This window comes from Sulfitobacter delicatus, assembly GCF_900102535.1.
Taxonomy (GTDB): Bacteria; Pseudomonadota; Alphaproteobacteria; order Rhodobacterales; family Rhodobacteraceae; genus Sulfitobacter; species Sulfitobacter delicatus.
In genome coordinates this window covers 152193-170195 of record NZ_FNBP01000007.1, presented here as the reverse complement: position 1 = coordinate 170195, position 18003 = coordinate 152193, and the positions used below count along the sequence as shown (strand labels likewise).

Sequence of the window (18003 nt, the reverse complement as noted above, 5' to 3'; positions counted from 1 at the left end):
TTGTCTTCTACCCCAAAGCCGCCTGTGGCGTGTTTAACATTTTTTAAGAAAGGCCTGATGCTATTGAATAATTCGGCGAAAACAGCATCATGCGCGCCATTGATTTAGAGATTTGCGCGCGGCATCCCACCTGACGGAGGCTGCGCTCTTTGGAATGGGTGGAAAGGCCTGCATGTGACAATTGATCAGTTCTCCCCCCCAGAAATGACCTCCAAACCCTCGGGCATGGTAGACCACCTTAATGCCGAGCAATGGGGGAAACTCTCCCCTTTAATGATGCACCACGGGCATTTTGCACCCGGCGATATCGTCAGCCATCGCGGCGACCTGCTTGACCACAGCTTGCTGCTTCTCGACGGGCTTGTGGCGCGCAAAGTGCCCCGCGGCCAGCGCGCGCGCAGCACTGTCGTAGCGCTGCAGTTTCCGGGGGAGTTCGTCGACCTGCACGCTTTTCCACTGAAAAAGCTGGACCATGACGTGGTCTCACTGACCGGGACGAGCGTGGCGCGGATTGCTCATGACGACCTGCACCATTTGCTGAATGGCGACGTGGAACTGGCCCGCAAGCTCTGGCTGATGACATTGGTTGATGCGTCGATCCACCGCCATTGGGTGATGCGCAACAGCGCGATGCGCGCGTTGGCGCGGGTGGCGAACTTCCTTTGCGAATATGACGCGCGGATGACAGCCGCCTATGCCGGAGAGCGTGACAGCCTGCCCTTCTCCCTCCGCCAGTCCGACATCGCCGATGCCACGGGCCTGACCTCAGTCCACGTTAGCCGCACCCTGCGAGACCTGCGCGAGCACGGGTGCTGTAGCGTATCAGGCGGCCAACTCGCGATCCATGACCGGGCGGGCCTGCATAAGATGGGGATGTTCGATGCGGCATATCTCTATATGCCGCAGTCAGGCACAGCGCTTTAACTGGCAGCCACCGTTGGGCGGCGCGTTTCTTCGACCCGCAGGGCAAATTCCGGATAGGTCTTTTCGACCGCCCCTTCACGCCGCCGCGCGTGGGCAGTGCGGTAAAGCGCTTCGAACTTATCCACCATCTGGCGGGCATCAAACAGCCGCGCGACCCGCGCACGTGGTACTTCGGCGGAGATTTTGAGCGCTTGTCGCAAGGCATCTGCCAGCGCTTCCGACGTGTCCTCACTGGCGATGACACCGGCTTCGCCCAGCACCTCCTCAACCGCGCCATGCGGAGTCGCCGCGACAGGCAGACCCGTCGCCATGGCTTCCACAGCGGCGAGACCAAAGGGTTCTTCCCATTGCGGCGTGAAGAGCGCGACCGATGCCCGGCCATAAGCCTCGACCAAATCTGCCGTATTAAGATGACCGACATATTCCACGGCCCGATGCAAATGCGGCTTCACAGCGTCGTTAAAATAATCCTCATGCTCCACGATCCCGTAAATGCGCAGCGGCACTCCGGCACGCTGAGCGGCCTCGGCAGCAAGATGCGTGCCCTTGGTTGGGGTGATCCGCCCGGCCCAGACCGCGCTGCCATCCCCCAATTTGCCCTGCGGCCAGCGGGCGAGGTCTATTCCGTTGTGCACCACGTGCGACGTCTCCGGCGCGCCTTCGGGCCACCAGATGTCGCGCTGCCGCTCTGAGACAACGGTTGGCAGATGCCATGGCGCCGCCCCATCTGTGATTGCGCGGCGCAAGACTTTGAATGGCGGAATATGAAGCGAGGTTACCATCGGCAACCGCTCGGCCCGCGAAAGCCGCGGCAGAAACCGATGCAGTGCATTGTTGTGAACCACGTCGAACCGCCCGTCGAGCAGCAGTCGCGCAGCGCGGGCATAGCAGGCGTCTAGGTGGTCGTTTAGCACGTCAGTTCCATGAAAATTATGCCATGGAAAACGCGCATCATAATGGGCATCGCAGATCGGCAGCAGTTTCACTCCCGGCGGCAGGCCCGTAGCGCTGTCGCCGCTGGCCAAGAGGGTCACATCATGCCCCCGCTCGGCCAGCATCCGCGCCAACGCATGAGTAAAAGCCTCCATGCCCCCCTTGAACGGCGGCGCAATGGGGTGGCGAATGTGGCCGACGATGGCGATGCGCAGTGTCATTCCGCCGCGATCCGCTCTTCGCCCCGCAGATAGCGCAGCACGCGCGCGGTGTTGGCGTAGGGCTGGTCCGACTGCTGCTCGCAAAGTGCAAAGTCATCTGCATCGGGTTCGCGCAGTTGCACCAGCGCGTCGCCGTCCGTGCCCACCAAACCCATCAGACGAAAGGCGGTGAGCCAGTGATTCATGGTGCGGTGACCCCATTTCTCTGCGAAAATCTCGGTATTGCGCAGGATCGAAGGGATGTGGTGAATGGGCGGCATGCAATGCGGGTGATGCTGGTGAAAGACCTTAGCCCCTTTTGCCCAATGGATCGCCACGCCGCGTTCGTCCAACTCGCGCCCGAAATCCGTATCCTCACCGCCATAACCGGTAAAGCGTTCGTCGAAGCCGCCTGAGCGGTCCCAATCGGCGCGGTGAATGGCAAAGTTCAGCGACCAGAAGCATCGGTAGTCGTTGCAACGCTTTAACCCTTTCGCGGGCGGCCCTTGGCGGTCGGAATGGCGCACAGCAACGGCCTCGAGGTCACGGTAGCCCCAACCCTCGGTGGCGGTTCCGGCCGGGAGGTAGTTGACCTCGCCCATGATCAGCCCATTCCCGGGCGCGGCATAGCGCGTATAGTCCGCGATAAGCTCCGCTGCGGGGATACAGTCCACATCAAGGAAGACCAGGCACTCGCCGGTGGCCTCGGCTGCCACGGTGTTCCGCGCGCGAGACAACGGCAGTTCGCGGCCTGTCACCTGCACCTGACGGATCGGGAAATCTGTCTGCGGCAGGTTGTCATAGAGCGTGTCTTGCATGACCCCGATCACCAGTTCATCCGGCTGCCGGGTCTGACGGGTCAGCCCGAGAATGACATTACGCAGATGCGCCTCGCGCCCGCGGGCGAGCGTCAGGGCGCTGACCTTGGTTTCATTAGGCGCGGATGGGGTGAACGACGTCATGTAAATCTCCGGAATTATTAGATGTTTCGGGCAGCAGGCTGTCGCTTAACCCGGTCAACCAGCGGGCGGTTCCCGCCGCTGCGTTCTCATCGACCAGGGCGCGTTGTCGCGCCGGGTCATGGGTTTCGAGCGTCTGCTGTATCGCGGTTTTCCACTGGCCCGCGGAGGCCGGAAAATGCGGCAGGTGATGGGCTGCTCCGGCGCGCGCAAGGGCTTTGGCCTTCTCGACCTGTTCGTCGAAATAGCGCCATTCGGGCACGGCCAGCCAAGGGGTTTCGGCGGCAAGTATCTGGTGGCAGGTGGTGTTGCCAGTAGAGGCCACAACCATATCGGCTGCAGCTAGATAGTCTGCAGCGTTGTCGACCCAACCGTGATGCTGAAGATTGGCAGGCTCGGTCGCATGCCAGTCCCGCGCCGTTTGGCCAATGGTGATAAACGCGGTCTCGGGCATAGCGCGGGCGGAAATGCCAAAGGGGGCCGAGGCGAACCCCGTCCCGCCCCCGCCAGACATCACGACGACCAGCCGCTGATCCGGGGACACGCCAAGCGCACTACGGGCCGCAGCGCGCCGCGCAGGATCGGGCCGTTGGACGTCGACGCCCAAGCCACCCGCGAAATGGCTTTTGGCCAGATGACGTTCGGGCCAATCCGGCTGCGCTAAAGCTTCAGCGCCCGGACATAGCAGCCCCACCGCGCCGTCGTAAGCCGCCCTGTGCCCCGGATCGTCCCGCAGACCATGCTGCAGGACTTTTACATGGGGCACGGAACAAAGCCGCGCCAGTTGCGCCACTTCGGCAGAGACATCGCTGATCATCAGCACCGGATTGGCGCTGGCAAACCACCCTGCGAGCTGTGCCATCGCCTGACGGATGCCCGGCCAACCCAGTGGCGCGCAGTGAACGGTATCGGGCGCCGTGGTTTTGTCGTGGATGTCTTCCTGCCCGGACGGTTCGAACAGCGACGGCAGGGAAATCATCTCGACCGGACGGGTGAAGGCGGGGAATATGTCCGGCTTCGCGCAAAAGACTGTAACCGACTGACTTTCCGGTAAGGCGTTGACCACGGCGGCGCAGCGCTCGGCATGGCCCCGGCCTTGGTGGTGCACGAAGTATCCGATGGGCCGGGTCATTGGGCCACCATCTTGCTATCAGAATCCATGGCATTTTGGGCAAATCCGAAGGTCTCCAACCCTTCCAATACACCCGCCGCATGGGACGCCCGCGCCATATAGATCCGCCCGCCGGCACAACGCTCGCGCATGCCGTCCATCGCGTTGCCCACAAGGATGCCACGCCCCGGTCCGGCTTCGACAGTCTGCAACATGTCGAAGTCATTGCCGCTGTCCCCCGCAACCACGACGCGGTTCATGGGTAGGCCCAAACGTTTCGCAGCCGCACAGACCGCAGGCCCCTTGCCCGCAGCGCGGGGCAGAACGTCGATCATTCGACCATGCGACGCCACGATTTGTGCCGCAACGCCGCGCCGGGTAAAGAGACGCTCCAACCGCCGCGCGGTGCGCATGTCGCCATAGCCGCTCAGCTTCCAGCGGCGCTGCTCGACCTCGGGCTGCCAGTTAAAGCCGAATTCTGATAGCACCCGCGCGACATGGTCGCGGTGCCAAGAGGCGTTCAGCTTGCGCGCAAACTCGGCGTCGAGGCAAAGACGGCCTTTGCTATCAGGGAGGTATACTTCGGTGCCGACGGATGTGATGAACACCTGCGGTGTGGGCAAATCCCAATCACGCAGGATCCGCCGCGCCTCGGGCAACGACCGCCCTGTCGCAACGGCAAAAAGCGGGCGATCGCGGGCAATCCAAGCACCGAAGAGCGCTGCCGAAGGCACGCAGCCGGTCAGCGTATTGTCGATGTCGCTGGCCAGCATGACATGGGTATCGCGTGCCGGGCGAGGGTTGCGGATCTCGTGGCAGATTTGCTGCACGCTTTCCGCCCATTGCGCCCAGTCATAGCGCGAGACATGCGCCCGGCCTGCTATGGCCGCGTCAGACCACAGCGCCTGATCGTCCAACAGCTTCAGCAAAGCCGCCTCAATCGCAGCTTCGTCGCGCGGCGGCACACAGATGCCGTGGCCAAGGTCGGCCACAATATCCGCCGGGCCGCCTTCTTGTGTCGCCACCACCGGAAGACCGTGAGACGCGGCTTCCAGCATGGTCAGACCGAAAGGTTCATGCAGTGCAAGGTTCACAAATACCCCGCCGCTCTGCGCCGCCCCATCATAGAGGGCTGCAACGTCCGCCTGGGTATGGCGCGGCGGCAAGGCAACTTGGCCCCGCAACGCTTCGGCACCCAGCAGCGCGCGCAATTGGTCCAACTCGCCCCGCGCCTCTGCATTGGCCTGCAACGGATCGCCGTGCTGACCTGCGAGGATCACGAGATTGGCCCGATCCTGCAATGCAGGGCTATTGGCAAAGACCCGCGCCAGGGTCGCGAGGTTTTTGCGCGCCACAGGGCGCGCTACGGCGAGCAGCATGGGGCGGTCCGGCGTGTCGAGAGTCTCGGCCAGTAGCGCCCGCCCCGCGCCCTGCGCCGCCGGTCGCCGCAGGGACACGCCGGGTGACACGCGGTGCACCCGCGCCTGCGCGCCGTCGCCATAGGCTGCAACCTGATGCTCGGCCTCATCGCGTGAAGAGAGCACGACGGCGTCTGTTTCCATCAACGCGCGACGCTCAGCTTCGACGCGTTTCTGGTCGACCGACGCGCCAGATTTGCTCAGCGCAAGTGAATGCGGCGTATAGATCACCGGAATGCCGAACCGTTCCCGCGCGGCCAGCGCGAGTTCTGCGGCATCAGCGAAATGCGCATGGATCACGTCGGGTTTGCGGGTGGCTGCTGCTAGACTTGCGAGAAAGGCCTCGGTCAACGCGGGCACCTCAGCAGCGAGGTTCTCCTTGCTCAGATACCCACGCTGCGCCGTCCAGAGGCGGCGGATCGACAAGCCCCGACCGACCTGCTGCTCGGTCTGCGTATGCACCGCGCCCAGAGCCGGGTCATCGAAAGCGCGGGTGACAATCTGAACCCCGTCCACATCACGCCGTGCCGCCTGCGCGCGGGCTGCGCCGAGGATATAGGCAATATGGCCACCGGTATCTTCGGTAACGCCATAATTGACATTTGGGGCGGTCAAACAGCCCCCCAGAGCGATGTGGCAAATGTGCATGAAACGGGTCTCCTTACGGAATAGGAAGCCCCCGGATGACCCTTTCCGTTCCGATAACAAATGTTAACTCATTTAGAACTGGACCCTGCTCTGAGCGGCGCTAGCTGGGCTCCCATCACTCCGCGAATTTCCATCTGTTGAAAGCCCCGCATGACCCTGCAAACCCCTCCGCGTTATCTGTTTATCGGAGGCTTGCATCGCTCGGGAACATCACTGGTGAACCGTCTGGCCAATGCCCTGCCGGGCGCGGGTGGGATCACCGGTTCCGCCGCGCCGGAGAACGAAGGGGTCTATCTGCAAGGGGCCATTCCGCACACAGCACTCTCTGGCCGCCCCATGCATTTCGCCATCAACCCGGCGGAACATCTGACCGAAGATCACCCGCTCAACAGCTTGAAGACACGAGAGCGATTGGAGCATGACTGGGCCCCGTGGTTCGCCCCTGATCTGCAGTGGCGGGTTGAGAAGTCGCCGGTGAACCTCACCCGAATGCGCCTCCTGCAGCAGCTCTTTCCGATGTCGCAGTTTATCGTCGTGCTGCGCCACCCGGAGGCGGTTGCGGCCTCTGTCGCGTCTTGGGTAGACGAGGCACCCGCCACGTTGATTGACCATTGGCTCGCAGCGCAGGCGCAGATGATGGCTGACCTGCCCTATCTGCATGCGGTCATGATTTTGCGCTATGAAGATATCGTTGCAGACACGCCCAAAGCGCTCCGCCGGATCGCGGGCTTTCTGGACCTTCCAGAAACCTCAACACCCGAAGCCATCGCAGATGGCAACCAGCAGTATCGGGGGGCTACAGAGATGACCGCCTCACAGGCTGAACAGGTCGCGAGATGGGGCTATCAGCCGGGCCTGCATGTCGTGCCATACGAAGGGTTGGTTCAACACCCGCTGCGCGCCGTGCGCGAGGCAGCCGCACCCTAACTCTATCTATTCCTTACCGAATACCCCGGTGAGCGCGCGTTTGATGATACCCCGCACACCGGGTCGCTTTTCGCGGGCGAAGGGCAGTGGCCGACAAACCTCGATCGCTGCCACACCCACCCGCGCGGTCAGCGCCCCGTTCACCAAACCTTCGCCGAAGCGGCGGCTCAGCTTTGCCACGATAGACCCGCCCAAGAGCGGCTCGATCAAGTCATCGCCCACCGCCACGGCGCCCGTCGCGACCAGATGCGAGAGCACCGCGCGGGTCAGCCGCCATGAGCCGAAGAAACCAGAACGCCCGCCGTAGATTTCAGCAATGCGCCGGATCATCCGCAAGTTGCTGCTTAGCGCCGCGGCTACATCGGCCAGCGCCAAGGGCACCAGCGCAGTCACGGCAGCCACCTGCCGCGCCGCGACCTCAACCTCACGCGTAGCAGCACGGTCCAAGGGTGCGAGAACTTCGCGTTCGGCCAGTCCTAGCAGCGCCTCTGCATCAAATTGATCGCCCCGCAATTCAGTGAGACGGTCACGGCCCCAGCGTGTATCCTCGCGGTGTTTGTATAGCGCCTCAAGCCGGTCGGTCACGCCACGTGCCGCCGCCAAATCCCCTTGTGCCAACGCTTCACCCGCGTCGTGGCGCAATCCGTCTAGACGCGCGAGACGCCCGAAAGCGGCCAACTCGCGCAGGGACAAGAGCAACAGCACCAGCAAGAATGCCCCGAGCAAGAGAGTCATCGCCCAGCCAAGCAACGGGTACCGCGCCATCAGGTCGGTCACAAAAGTCCAAGCAGCGATCGATACTAGCGCCGTGATGAGCGCCCCGGCCAACCCCCAAAACAGGCGCACGAGCCGTGAGGGTTTGCGCGCCGCCAATTGTGCGGCGATCTGCATGGCCTGCCCTTTCGGCGCGGGTGCCTCGGCCTCCAAATCAGGCACCGGCTGGGCCTCGGCCACCGAGGGCTGCGGCTTGGCGTCATCCTCTAGGTCAAACAGGATCGGTCCTCGGGCCATCAGGCGGCCTCCCTCTGCCATTGCAATGTAAGGTCGGGCAGACCTTCGTCATTGGCACTGCCATCGCCGCGTGCGGTTTCGGCAAAGCCATGCTGGCGGTAAAAGGCGATGGCGGGTGCATTGGCTTGAAAGGTCCAGCAGGTCAGCGCCGGGTGCCTAGCCTTAAGCCGGTTCAACAGTGCCGAGCCAACGCCCTGCCCCCGCGCGCCCTCTGCCACAAAAAGCGCGTCCAATTCGCCCTCTGTGCAGGCTGCGAAACCGGCAATCTGTCCACCTTGTTCCGCCACCGTGACCCAGCCGCGCGCGATCATCGCGTCGGCATGGGCGATGTCTTCGGCTGCGGTATGAATGCGCGGCAACCAATTGGTATCGCGGGCAAAGTCCGTCATGATCTCACCCACCGCCCCCGCGTCCAGCGGCTGCGCTGCACGTAGGGTGGCGGCACGTGTCAGCACCTCGCTCATAGCCGATCCCCGATCAGGAACTCCGCAGCCCGGTCCAGCCGGATATGCGGCGGCCCGTCGCCGGGGCGCAGGTCGAGCACCGCAGGCGCAAAGCGCATAATCTGGTAGTCCGCGCCCAGCCAATTCTGCGCGCCCTGCCGTGCGGGGGTCAGCAGATGTGCCGGGTCTTCGGGCAACTCACCGGGGTAGAAGGCCGCCTGCCGCCCGCGGGTTTCGTCATCGTTGAGTAGTGTGCCGCGCACTACGTCGAGGTTCTCGCCCCCATGGGGCATCGTATCCTCTGTGGTGGCCCGCAGGCTCGCGATCGCCATCGCCCGCGTGCCCGCCCCCGCATATTGCGCCCGATCGCGCGCCTCGCGGATCAGCGCCTGCATGATGCCGCTGAGGCGCGGATGCTGGCTGTGGTGCAGGTGGTCCGCCTTGGTCGCAGCAAAGAGGATTTTCTCCACCCGCTTGCCGCGCAGCAGACTGCTTAGAAAGTTGTTCCGCCCCGGTCGGAACGCACCCAAAATATCGGCCATCGCACCGCGCAAGTCCTCGACCGCGCGGGGCCCTTTGTGGATCGCGCCAAGCGCATCAACCAGCACTACCTGCCTGTCGATCCGCGCAAAGTGATCGCGGAAGAAGGGCTGCACCACTTGTTTCTTATAAGCCTCAAACCGCCGTGCCATTTCGCGGATCAACGATTTGCGCGGCGCACCGTCGGAACCGGGCAGCGGCGCGAAGGTCAGCACGGGCGAACCGGCAAGGTCACCGGGCAGCAAGAACCGCCCCGGCGTGCAGTCGGAATAGCCATTGGCGCGGGCGGTTTGCAGGTAGTCGGCAAAGCTGTCGGCAAGTTTGCGGGCGGTGGTCTCGTCCAGTTCCGCATGGGGGTCGGTCTGTTCCGCCAAGGCGCGAAAGCCCGCGGCTTCCTCGCGGTTTGCGATGCGCTCCACCACCTGCGCGGACCATTCAGCATAGCTCACGTCCATCAGCGCCAGATCGAGCAGCCATTCGCCGGGGTAGTCGACAATATCCAGATGCAGCGTGCGCGGCCCTTGCAGCCCTGCAAGAAGCCCATTGGGCCGCACCTTGAGCGACAGCCGCAGTTCCGAGATCGCCCGCGTGCTCTCGGGCCAATGGGGCGTCTTGCCCGTCAGTGCGGCGAGGTGGTTCTCATAGTCAAAGCGCGGCACGGTGTCATCGGGCTGGGGCTGCAAGAACGCCGCTTCGATCCGCCCTTCGGAGGCCGCGAGCAGCCCCGGCATCCGCCCTCGGTCCAACAGGTTTGCCACCAGCGAGGTAATGAAAACCGTTTTGCCCGAGCGTGCAAGGCCCGTAACGCCAAGCCGGATCACCGGCTCGAAAAACGTCTCGCCCACCGTGTCGGTGACATTCTCAAACTGCCGCCAGATGCCGTCGGCGATGCCTGTAATACCCAATGCTGCGCCCGTCCCTTTGTCTTTGTCGCTAACATAGGGCTGGCAGGCAGGGATTGCCAGAAGCGCCCGCCCGCGCTAAGGCCGCGTCCATGCCCAGATATGCTCTGAAAATCGAATACCACGGCGCGCCGTTCAACGGCTGGCAGCGACAGGTGGACCTGCCCACTGTGCAAGGTTTCATCGAGACCGCGCTGGCGCGGTTGGAGCCGCGTGCGCATACGATTGCCGCCGCCGGGCGGACCGACACCGGAGTGCACGGTCTGGGCCAAGTGGCCCATTGCGATATGGAGCGTGACTGGTCGCCGTTTCGCCTGGGCGAGGCGCTGAATTACCATCTGAAACCGCAGCCTATCGCGATCACCGAGTGTGTGCTGGCGCCGGATGATTTCCATGCGCGTTTCTCGGCGTTAGAACGGCGGTATCACTTTCGTATCCTTTCGCGCCGTGCCCCTGCGGTGCATCAGGCGGGGCTGGTGTGGCAAATCAAACATCCGCTGGATGTGGAGGCCATGCAGGCCGCCGCTGATCTGCTAGTGGGCAAGCATGACTTCACCACCTTCCGCTCGACCATCTGTCAGGCAGAAAGCCCGATCAAAACACTGGACCGTCTAAAAGTGTCCGAGGTCGAGACCTTGGGAGGGACCGAGTATCATTTTGACGTGCGGGCGCGGTCGTTCCTGCACAATCAGGTGCGTAGTTTTGTCGGCACGCTGGAGCGTGTCGGGGCTGGGTCATGGAGTGTTGCGGATATGGCTGCGGCACTGGCGGCCAAGGACCGTGCCGCCTGCGGACCGGTCTGCCCGCCGCAGGGCCTGTACTTGGCGCATGTGAGCTATCCGGTGGACCCCTTCGCCAAAGCATGACGAGGACCATCGCCTGCCCGCGGGGTGGCGATCCTAAGGTCTGTAAATACCACTTTATGGCTCAACCGTGATGTGCGCTTGCAATGTCGTGCAAAACCTCGCCAAATCGCCTACCCGTCCGGGCGGGCAGGCGATGGTCCGGCGCCTGACGGCTTGATTCCGGACCTGTCAACGCTCTTACGGCAAGGGATTCCATGTTCCGTGGAACTTGCCCTCTTCGCCATCGCGCTCAAACCCATGCGCGCCAAAGAAATCCCGCTGCGCTTGGATCATATTCGCCGTCCCCCGCGCCCGGCGCATGCTGTCGTACCACGCCAGCGCCGCCGACAGCGCAGGCAACGCCACACCCAAGAGCGCCCCCGCAGCCACCACACGGCGCAGCGCGGGAATGCTCTCTTCCAACCGCTTGCGCATGGCCGGCGCAAGGATCAGATGGCCGCCGGGCAACTCGCCCCGGAAGGCGTCCGCAAACTCATCCAGCAGCGCCGAGCGGATGATACAGCCCGCCCGCCAGATTTCCGAAATCCGGGCCAAGTCGAGCCCCCAGTCAAATTCCTCTGACGCGGCGCTGAGAATACGGAACCCCTGCGCATGGCCAATGATCCGCCCGGCCAGCAAGGCCAACTCCAGATCGCTCGGTTCCGGCAAGGCTGCGTCCTGCACGGCTTCGGGCAAAAGCGGCTCTGCCTTGACGCGTACCGCCTTCTCGCTCGACCATCCCCGCGCGCCGACGGCGGCTTCGATGGTATTGGCCGATTGCCCCATCTTGAGCGCTTCGATCAAGGTCCAGCGGCCCGTGCCCTTTTGCCCCGCCTGATCGCGGATCACATCCACCATCGGCGTGCCGGTTTGCGTGTCCACCGACAAAAGCGCCGCTGCCGACACTTCGATCAGATAGGAACTCAGCGGCCCCTTCTGCCATTCGGCGAAGAGATTGCCGATCTCGACCGCCCCCTGCCCGCCCGCATCGCGCAGCAGGCCGTAAACTTCGGCGATCATCTGCATGTCGGCATATTCAATGCCATTGTGCACGGTCTTGACGAAATGCCCCGCCCCATCGGGACCGAGATGCGCGACACAGGGCGAGCCGTCAAACCGCGCGGCAATCGCCTCGGCCATCGGCTGAAACTGCTGCCAGGAATGATCACTGCCGCCGACCATCATCGACGGGCCAGTGCGCGCGCCAGCCTCCCCGCCGGACACGCCCATGCCAACGAAATGCAGCCCGGCGCCTTCAAGCTCGGCGCTGCGGCGGCGGGTGTCGTGGAAATCGGCGTTGCCGCCGTCGATCAAAGTATCCCCTTCATCCAACAGCGGCTTTATCGCTTCGATCATCGCATCCACCGGCGCGCCTGAGGGGATCATAAACAAGATGCTCCGCGGTCGGGCAATGGCGGTTACGAAATCTTCTAGGCTCTCCGCCCCGGTCAGCCGCTCTGCAAGCGGTCCGGCCTCATCTAGGAAGGGCGCGATCCAATCTGCCTCGCGGTTGCTCACCGCAACATTAAACCCATTGTCCGCAAGATTAAGCGCCAGCGCTGAACCCATCGTGCCCAGCCCGTAAACGCCGATATCGGCCCCTTTGCCGCCTGCTGTAGAAGTTTTCGCCTGCGTGCCTAGTGCCATATCAAAGTTGCCTCATCTCTTGCCGGGTCAGCGCGCCGCCCCGCCTATGGCGCAGCGCAACAGTTTGATTTGCGTCGGGAAACACTATATAATGAAAGGATAACAAGAAAAACACCCGACCGAGGCTTAGTTAGTTCATGAATCATGTTTTTAAACGCGCATGGCAGGACATGGTTCTGCCGATCTTCAAACGCCCCAAGCGGGTGCAAGTGGCAGCCCTGTGCTACCGCGACACTGATGAGGGCAAAAAGGTCCTGTTGATCACCAGCCGTGATACGGGCCGCTGGATCATGCCCAAGGGCTGGCCGATTGACGGGCTCGACGGCGCGGGCGCCGCACTTCAGGAAGCGTGGGAAGAAGCGGGCGTGACCAAGGCCGACATTGAGACCGAGCCGATGGGTATCTTTGAGTATGACAAAGGTCTGGGCGAAGGGCTTACAGTCCCCGTCACTACCCAAGTTTACCTGACCCGCGTGCGTGACCTGAGCGAGGAATACCCCGATGCAGGCATGCGCAAACGCGCTTGGTTCTCGCCCAAAGAGGCCGCCGATCTGGTGGATGAACCGGACCTCAAGGCAATCCTGACCGCCTTTGGCTAAGACAGCAAAGCGGGCCTAATCCTCTGGCCCGCTGGCTTTTTCCCTACAACGTCCTATTTCAGCGCAGTGCACAAACCGGCCTCACGTAACCGTTTTGTGACAGAACGGCTTGCGCGAATGTAATCGTTATGTCACCTCGGGTCGGTACAAAATGACCTTTTGGGGGGATCACGACAGCATGGCGAATGAACCGCAGGGCAGCCAGTGGAAAACACTGGATAAAGACCTCAACCGCATTTCCCAAGTCGAACTGGCCGCAACCTATGTCGCACGTCCGCTCGTGGGGCCGGGGATTGCGCTGGCCTTCATCGTCGTAGCCGGGGCCGTGGCGGCAGTGTTTTTCGGGCAAACGCCTTCGAGCTATGTCGTCATCGCGGCGGCGGTTTTCGGGGCCTATATGGCCGTGAACATCGGCGCCAATGATGTGGCCAACAACATGGGCCCGGCAGTGGGCGCCAATGCGCTGACCATGGGCGGTGCCATCGTGATCGCCGCGCTCTGCGAATCCGCGGGGGCGTTGCTTGCGGGGGGCGATGTGGTCTCGACCATCTCCAAAGGCATCATTGATCCGGCCAGTGTCGCCGACAACCGCATCTTTATCTGGGCCATGATGGCCGCGCTGATCTCCTCGGCGCTTTGGGTGAACCTTGCCACATGGGTCGGTGCGCCGGTCTCGACCACGCACTCGGTTGTGGGCGGTGTCATGGGTGCGGGCATTGCTGCCGCTGGCTTTGGCGTGGTGAACTGGAGTTCCATGAGCATGATCGCCGCCAGCTGGGTGATCTCGCCCGTCTTGGGCGGGGCCGTGGCGGCGATGTTCTTGGCCTTCATCAAGGCGCGCATCATCTACCAAGACGACAAGATCGCCGCCGCACGCACTTGGGTGCCTGTGCTGGTGGGCATCATGGCCGGGGTCTTTGCCGCCTATCTGGCGCTGAAGGGGCTGAAAAAGATCATCGCCATCGACATGCCCATGGCGCTGGTCATCGGCCTTGTGGTGGGTCTCGTGACCTATGCCATCTCTGCCCCGCTGATCCGGCAGAAGTCCGAGGGGATGGAAAACCGCAACCGCTCGGTCAAAATCCTCTTCGGCCTGCCGCTGGTGCTGTCTGCTGCTCTGCTGAGCTTTGCGCATGGGGCGAATGATGTGGCTAACGCGGTTGGCCCCTTGGCGGCGATTGTCCATGCCAGCGAGTTTGGCGGTTTTGAGGATAAGGTAAGCATCCCAACCTGGGTTATGATCATCGGCGCCTTCGGCATCTCCTTTGGCCTGTTCCTCTTTGGCCCAAAACTGATCCGCATGGTCGGCAGCCAGATCACCAAGCTGAACCCCATGCGCGCCTATTGTGTGGCGCTTTCGGCGGCCATCACCGTAATCATCGCCTCTTGGCTGGGTCTGCCGGTGTCCTCGACCCATATCGCCGTGGGCGGGGTCTTTGGCGTGGGCTTCTACCGCGAATGGCATATGGAGCGCCGTCTGCGCACCGTTGGCGGCAAGGCTGGTGAGGTTAAGCGCATTGCGGTTGAGGAACGCCGTCGCCGCAAACTGGTGCGCCGCTCGCATTTCATGACCATCGTGGCCGCTTGGGTCATCACTGTGCCTGCAGCCGCGCTGCTCTCGGCCATCGTGTTCTGGCTGCTCAATACATTGGTGAGCTAAGGACATCGGCAAGCTAAAAGGACAGGCGCTTCGGCGCCTTTTCTTTTGTCTAGCGTTTCCGCCCTGTCGCGATTTCAGCGCGCAGGGCGGCGACAGGCAGATGCGGCAAGCCTTCATTCGCAAGCGCGGCCCACTCCATCACGCGCAGCACCATATCCGTGACCGGGGTCGCCCGCCCCAACGCCTCCCCCATCCGCTGCACCTCGCCCTGCAAGGCGTCGATCTCGGTCGGGCGTCGGGCGGCGAGGTCTTGCGCCATCGACGTGCGCGCTTGCGGGTCGATCTGGAGCATTCTCGCAGCGATGCGCGTGAAGAGCGGGGTCGGAAGCCGCAGCAGCGCGGGCATCAGGCGCGGGGGGACGGGCGCGGTCAGCTTGGGCTGGATCTTTCCGGCGCGCAGAACGGCGTGTGCCTCGGCCCATTGATCGGCCATCAGGCGGCGCCAGTCGCGGTCGTGCAACTGCTTTTGCAGCGGCAGCCCGCTTAACGCATTCAGCGCGTTGAATTGGTTGATGAGGAACTTGCCCCATTGCAGCGCTTCGATGTCCTCTCGGGTGACAGTGGCCAGTCCCGGCACGGTGAGCGGCCCGGTCAGATCAATCGACCCATCCTCAATCACCAGATCACCATCGCTGGCCCGGTGATACCCCCCCTGCCCCAAGGGCACGACGTTAAACGGCACCAAGCCCGCCCGCAGATCAAACCCCGGCAGCGCTTCGGCCAGCACAGCGCGGTTGCCCACGCCGTTTTGCAAGCTGATCACCTGCGTGCCCGGCGCCGCATGTTGCGCGATCTGCGCGGCCATGGCGGCAGTGTCCCGCGATTTGACAGTGACCAGCACGATGTCCGCATGGCGCAGACAAGCAGGATCGCCGGCAACCGTCAGATCATCCGGAGACAGATACTGCGCCATGCCGCCGAAATCAGTCAGCGTCAGCCCGTGGGTGCGGATCTCAGCCTGAATGCGCGGGCGGGCAAGCAGGGTCACCCGTCGCCCGCCCCCGGCGAGCAGGCCGCCAATGAAACAGCCGACCGCCCCCGCGCCCGCGATCACGATGCGGGGGCCTAGGGTCATGCCCCGAGGCACCAGCGCATGATCGCTTTCTGGGCGTGCAAGCGGTTCTCGGCCTCGTCAAAGATCACCGAATGCGGGCCGTCCATCACGCTCGACGTCGCCTCATCATCGCGGTGGGCGGGAAGGCAATGCATGAACAGGCTGTCAGGTTTGGCGCGTGCCATAAGGGCATCATTCACCTGATAGCCGCGCAGCTGGTTATGGCGCCGCTCACGGGCCGATTGCGGGTCGTGCATGCTGACCCAGGTGTCCGTGACCACCAGATCGGCGCCCTCCACAGCCTTCTGCGGGTCGCGTTCAATGGTATAGAGCCCGTCAAGCGCGCCTTCAGGGTCCAGCGGGGGCGGGCCGGTAAAAGTCAGGTCAAAGTCGAACTGTTTGGCCGCATGGGCAAGGCTGGCGAAAACATTGTTGCCGTCGCCTGACCAGACCACCTTGCGCCCCTTGATGGGGCCGCGGTGTTCTTCGAATGTCTGAATGTCGGCCATGATTTGACAGGGGTGCGTGCGGTTGGTCAGCCCGTTGATCACTGGAACGGTGGCGTGTTCGGCCATCTCGACCAAGGTTTGCTCTTCAAAGGTCCGGATCATGATCATATCGACATAGCGCGACAGCACGCGGGCGGTGTCTGCAATGGTCTCGCCATGGCCCAACTGCATATCCGCGCCCGAGAGCACCATGGTCTGCCCGCCCATCTGGCGCACACCGACGTCAAAAGACACCCGCGTCCGGGTCGAGGGTTTCTCAAAGATCAGCGCGACCATCTGGTCTTTCAACGGCTGCTCGTCATCAAGTGCCCCTTTCGGGCGGCCTTGGCGGGCGGCTTTCATGGCAGCGGCACTGTCGATGATCTCGCGCAGGGCGGTCGGGTCGGTTTCGTGGATGTCGAGGAAATGGTTCATATCTATCTCTGTCTTTGCGGCGGCCCGGAGCAGGTCCGGACGCTGAGGAATATTTATGGCGAAACCGTTAGGCCGAGGTCAGGCTGCGAGCGACTTTGTCGAGGCGGCTTACGGCCTCCGCAATCTCATCATCGCTGATGGTCAACGGGGGCAGAAGACGGATCACGTTGTCGGCGGCGGGGACGGTGATAAGCTCGGCCTCATAGCCTGCCGCAACCACATCGGCGTTCGCCACCTTGCACTTGAGGCCCAGCATCAACCCCGCGCCGCGGACCTCTTCAAACACGTCGGGATGTTCCGCGACGAGCCCTTCGAGACGCTGGCGCATCAACCCTGCCTTGCGGTTCACATCTGCGAGGAAACTCTCTTCGGCCACCACGTCAAGCACGGCACATCCAACAGCACAGCCCAGCGGGTTGCCCCCATAGGTCGACCCATGCGTGCCCGCTGTCATCGCCGCCGCGGCATTCTCCGTCGCCAGCACAGCGCCCAAGGGAAAACCCCCGCCGATGCCCTTGGCGACCATCATGATGTCGGGCGTAACCCCCGCCCATTCATGGGCAAAGAGCCGCCCTGTCCGGCCCACACCACATTGCACCTCGTCCAAGATCAGCAGCAGCCCGTGTTCATCACACAGCGCGCGCATCTCTTGCAGGTCGGCGTCGGGGATGGCGCGAATGCCGCCCTCGCCCTGCACTGGCTCGACCATGATCGCGGCGGTTTTATCGGTGATCGCGGCCTTCAGCGCGTCGCTGTCGCCAAGGTCAAGGTGAACAAAACCGGGCAGCAAAGGGCCGAAGCCCTTGGTCATCTTCTCTGACCCGGCGGCAGCGATGCCTGCCGAGGAGCGGCCATGGAATGAGCCGGAGAAGGTGATAATCTCAACGCGTTCCGGCTGGTCCTTATCGTAGAAATGCTTGCGCGCCATCTTGACGGCCAACTCACAGGCCTCGGTGCCGGAATTGCAAAAGAACACCGTGTCGGCGAATGTCTCGGCCACCAGTTTGTCCGCGAGCGCCTCTTGTTGCGGGATGTGATAGAGGTTCGACGTATGCCACAGCGCCTGTGCCTGATCGGTCAGCGCCTTGACCAGTGCCGGATGCGCGTGGCCAAGGGCGTTCACCGCGATCCCCGCGCCGAGGTCGAGAAAACGTCGCCCGTCCGCTTCGATCAGCCAAGTGCCTTCGCCTTTGACAAAGCTCATCGGGGCACGGTTGTAGGTCGGCAGAACGGAAGCGATCATCATCTTGTCCTTAAAG

General features: G+C 63.0%; 16 protein-coding genes. 5 read left to right on the top strand and 11 right to left on the bottom strand.

The window, feature by feature from the left end; translation table 11 throughout:
* Positions 1-174: 174 nt before the first annotated feature.
* Entirely contained in the window at positions 175-924 is a 750-nt protein-coding gene (locus BLS57_RS13210; protein ID WP_093743070.1) for a Crp/Fnr family transcriptional regulator, read from the top strand.
* Here BLS57_RS13210 and BLS57_RS13205 read toward each other — a convergent pair.
* From BLS57_RS13205 to BLS57_RS13190, 4 genes are read right to left on the bottom strand one after another with little or no spacing between them, the layout of a single operon-like run.
* On the bottom strand, positions 921-2078 hold the full coding sequence (locus tag BLS57_RS13205; protein ID WP_208597572.1) for a glycosyltransferase: 1158 nt from the start codon (positions 2076-2078) through the stop codon (positions 921-923). The genes BLS57_RS13210 and BLS57_RS13205 overlap by 4 nt on opposite strands.
* Positions 2075-3019, bottom strand: a complete 945-nt coding sequence (locus BLS57_RS13200) for a glycosyltransferase family 2 protein (RefSeq protein ID WP_093743068.1) — start codon at positions 3017-3019, stop codon at positions 2075-2077. Before BLS57_RS13200 ends, BLS57_RS13205 begins: the two co-directional genes overlap by 4 nt.
* Positions 2991-4148, bottom strand: a complete 1158-nt coding sequence (locus BLS57_RS13195) for a glycosyltransferase (RefSeq protein WP_093743066.1) — start codon at positions 4146-4148, stop codon at positions 2991-2993. Before BLS57_RS13195 ends, BLS57_RS13200 begins: the two co-directional genes overlap by 29 nt.
* Positions 4145-6193: an HAD family hydrolase gene (locus BLS57_RS13190; protein ID WP_093743064.1), complete on the bottom strand. Its 2049-nt coding sequence runs from the start codon at positions 6191-6193 to the stop codon at positions 4145-4147. The genes BLS57_RS13195 and BLS57_RS13190 overlap by 4 nt, the downstream gene beginning before the upstream one ends.
* A 150-nt stretch (positions 6194-6343) precedes the next feature.
* On the opposite strand from BLS57_RS13190, the gene BLS57_RS13185 reads away from it, so the two are divergent.
* Positions 6344-7120, top strand: a complete 777-nt coding sequence (locus BLS57_RS13185; protein WP_093743062.1) for a sulfotransferase family protein — start codon at positions 6344-6346, stop codon at positions 7118-7120.
* Between the two features lie 6 nt (positions 7121-7126).
* On the opposite strand, the gene BLS57_RS13180 is transcribed toward BLS57_RS13185, so the two are convergent.
* From BLS57_RS13180 to BLS57_RS13170, 3 genes are read right to left on the bottom strand one after another with little or no spacing between them, the layout of a single operon-like run.
* On the bottom strand, positions 7127-8131 hold the full coding sequence (locus tag BLS57_RS13180) for a YcjF family protein (RefSeq protein WP_093743156.1): 1005 nt from the start codon (positions 8129-8131) through the stop codon (positions 7127-7129).
* The gene (locus tag BLS57_RS13175; RefSeq protein WP_093743060.1) at positions 8131-8595 is read right to left on the bottom strand and encodes a GNAT family N-acetyltransferase; all 465 of its coding nucleotides are present in this window, start codon (positions 8593-8595) and stop codon (positions 8131-8133) included. Before BLS57_RS13175 ends, BLS57_RS13180 begins: the two co-directional genes overlap by 1 nt.
* Positions 8592-10019 (bottom strand): YcjX family GTP-binding protein, encoded by a 1428-nt coding sequence (locus tag BLS57_RS13170; protein ID WP_093743058.1) that lies wholly within the window; start codon positions 10017-10019, stop codon positions 8592-8594. The genes BLS57_RS13175 and BLS57_RS13170 overlap by 4 nt, the downstream gene beginning before the upstream one ends.
* A gap of 89 nt (positions 10020-10108) precedes the next feature.
* On the opposite strand from BLS57_RS13170, the gene truA reads away from it, so the two are divergent.
* The gene (gene truA / locus BLS57_RS13165) at positions 10109-10882 is read left to right on the top strand and encodes a tRNA pseudouridine(38-40) synthase TruA (protein WP_093743056.1); all 774 of its coding nucleotides are present in this window, start codon (positions 10109-10111) and stop codon (positions 10880-10882) included.
* A gap of 177 nt (positions 10883-11059) precedes the next feature.
* Here the strand turns inward: truA and gndA are convergent, their stop codons facing one another.
* Positions 11060-12508 carry an NADP-dependent phosphogluconate dehydrogenase gene (gndA, locus tag BLS57_RS13160; RefSeq protein WP_093743054.1) on the bottom strand — a complete coding sequence of 483 codons (1449 nt, stop codon included), beginning with the start codon at positions 12506-12508 and terminating at the stop codon, positions 11060-11062.
* Between the two features lie 137 nt (positions 12509-12645).
* Between gndA and BLS57_RS13155 the strand changes: the two genes are divergently transcribed.
* Together BLS57_RS13155 and BLS57_RS13150 are read left to right on the top strand one after the other, a co-directional pair.
* Positions 12646-13107: an NUDIX hydrolase gene (locus BLS57_RS13155; RefSeq protein ID WP_093743052.1), complete on the top strand. Its 462-nt coding sequence runs from the start codon at positions 12646-12648 to the stop codon at positions 13105-13107.
* Between the two features lie 178 nt (positions 13108-13285).
* A complete protein-coding gene (locus BLS57_RS13150; protein ID WP_093743050.1) occupies positions 13286-14767 on the top strand; it encodes an inorganic phosphate transporter in 1482 nt (493 codons plus the stop codon).
* A 49-nt stretch (positions 14768-14816) separates the two neighbouring features.
* On the opposite strand, the gene BLS57_RS13145 is transcribed toward BLS57_RS13150, so the two are convergent.
* From BLS57_RS13145 to BLS57_RS13135, 3 genes are all read right to left on the bottom strand, one after another.
* Positions 14817-15842, bottom strand: a complete 1026-nt coding sequence (locus tag BLS57_RS13145) for a 2-dehydropantoate 2-reductase (RefSeq protein ID WP_093743048.1) — start codon at positions 15840-15842, stop codon at positions 14817-14819.
* Positions 15839-16744: an ornithine carbamoyltransferase gene (gene argF / locus BLS57_RS13140; RefSeq protein WP_093743046.1), complete on the bottom strand. Its 906-nt coding sequence runs from the start codon at positions 16742-16744 to the stop codon at positions 15839-15841. The genes BLS57_RS13145 and argF overlap by 4 nt, the downstream gene beginning before the upstream one ends.
* 67 nt (positions 16745-16811) lie before the next feature.
* Entirely contained in the window at positions 16812-17987 is a 1176-nt protein-coding gene (locus BLS57_RS13135) for an aspartate aminotransferase family protein (RefSeq protein ID WP_093743154.1), read from the bottom strand.
* Positions 17988-18003 lie beyond the last annotated feature (16 nt).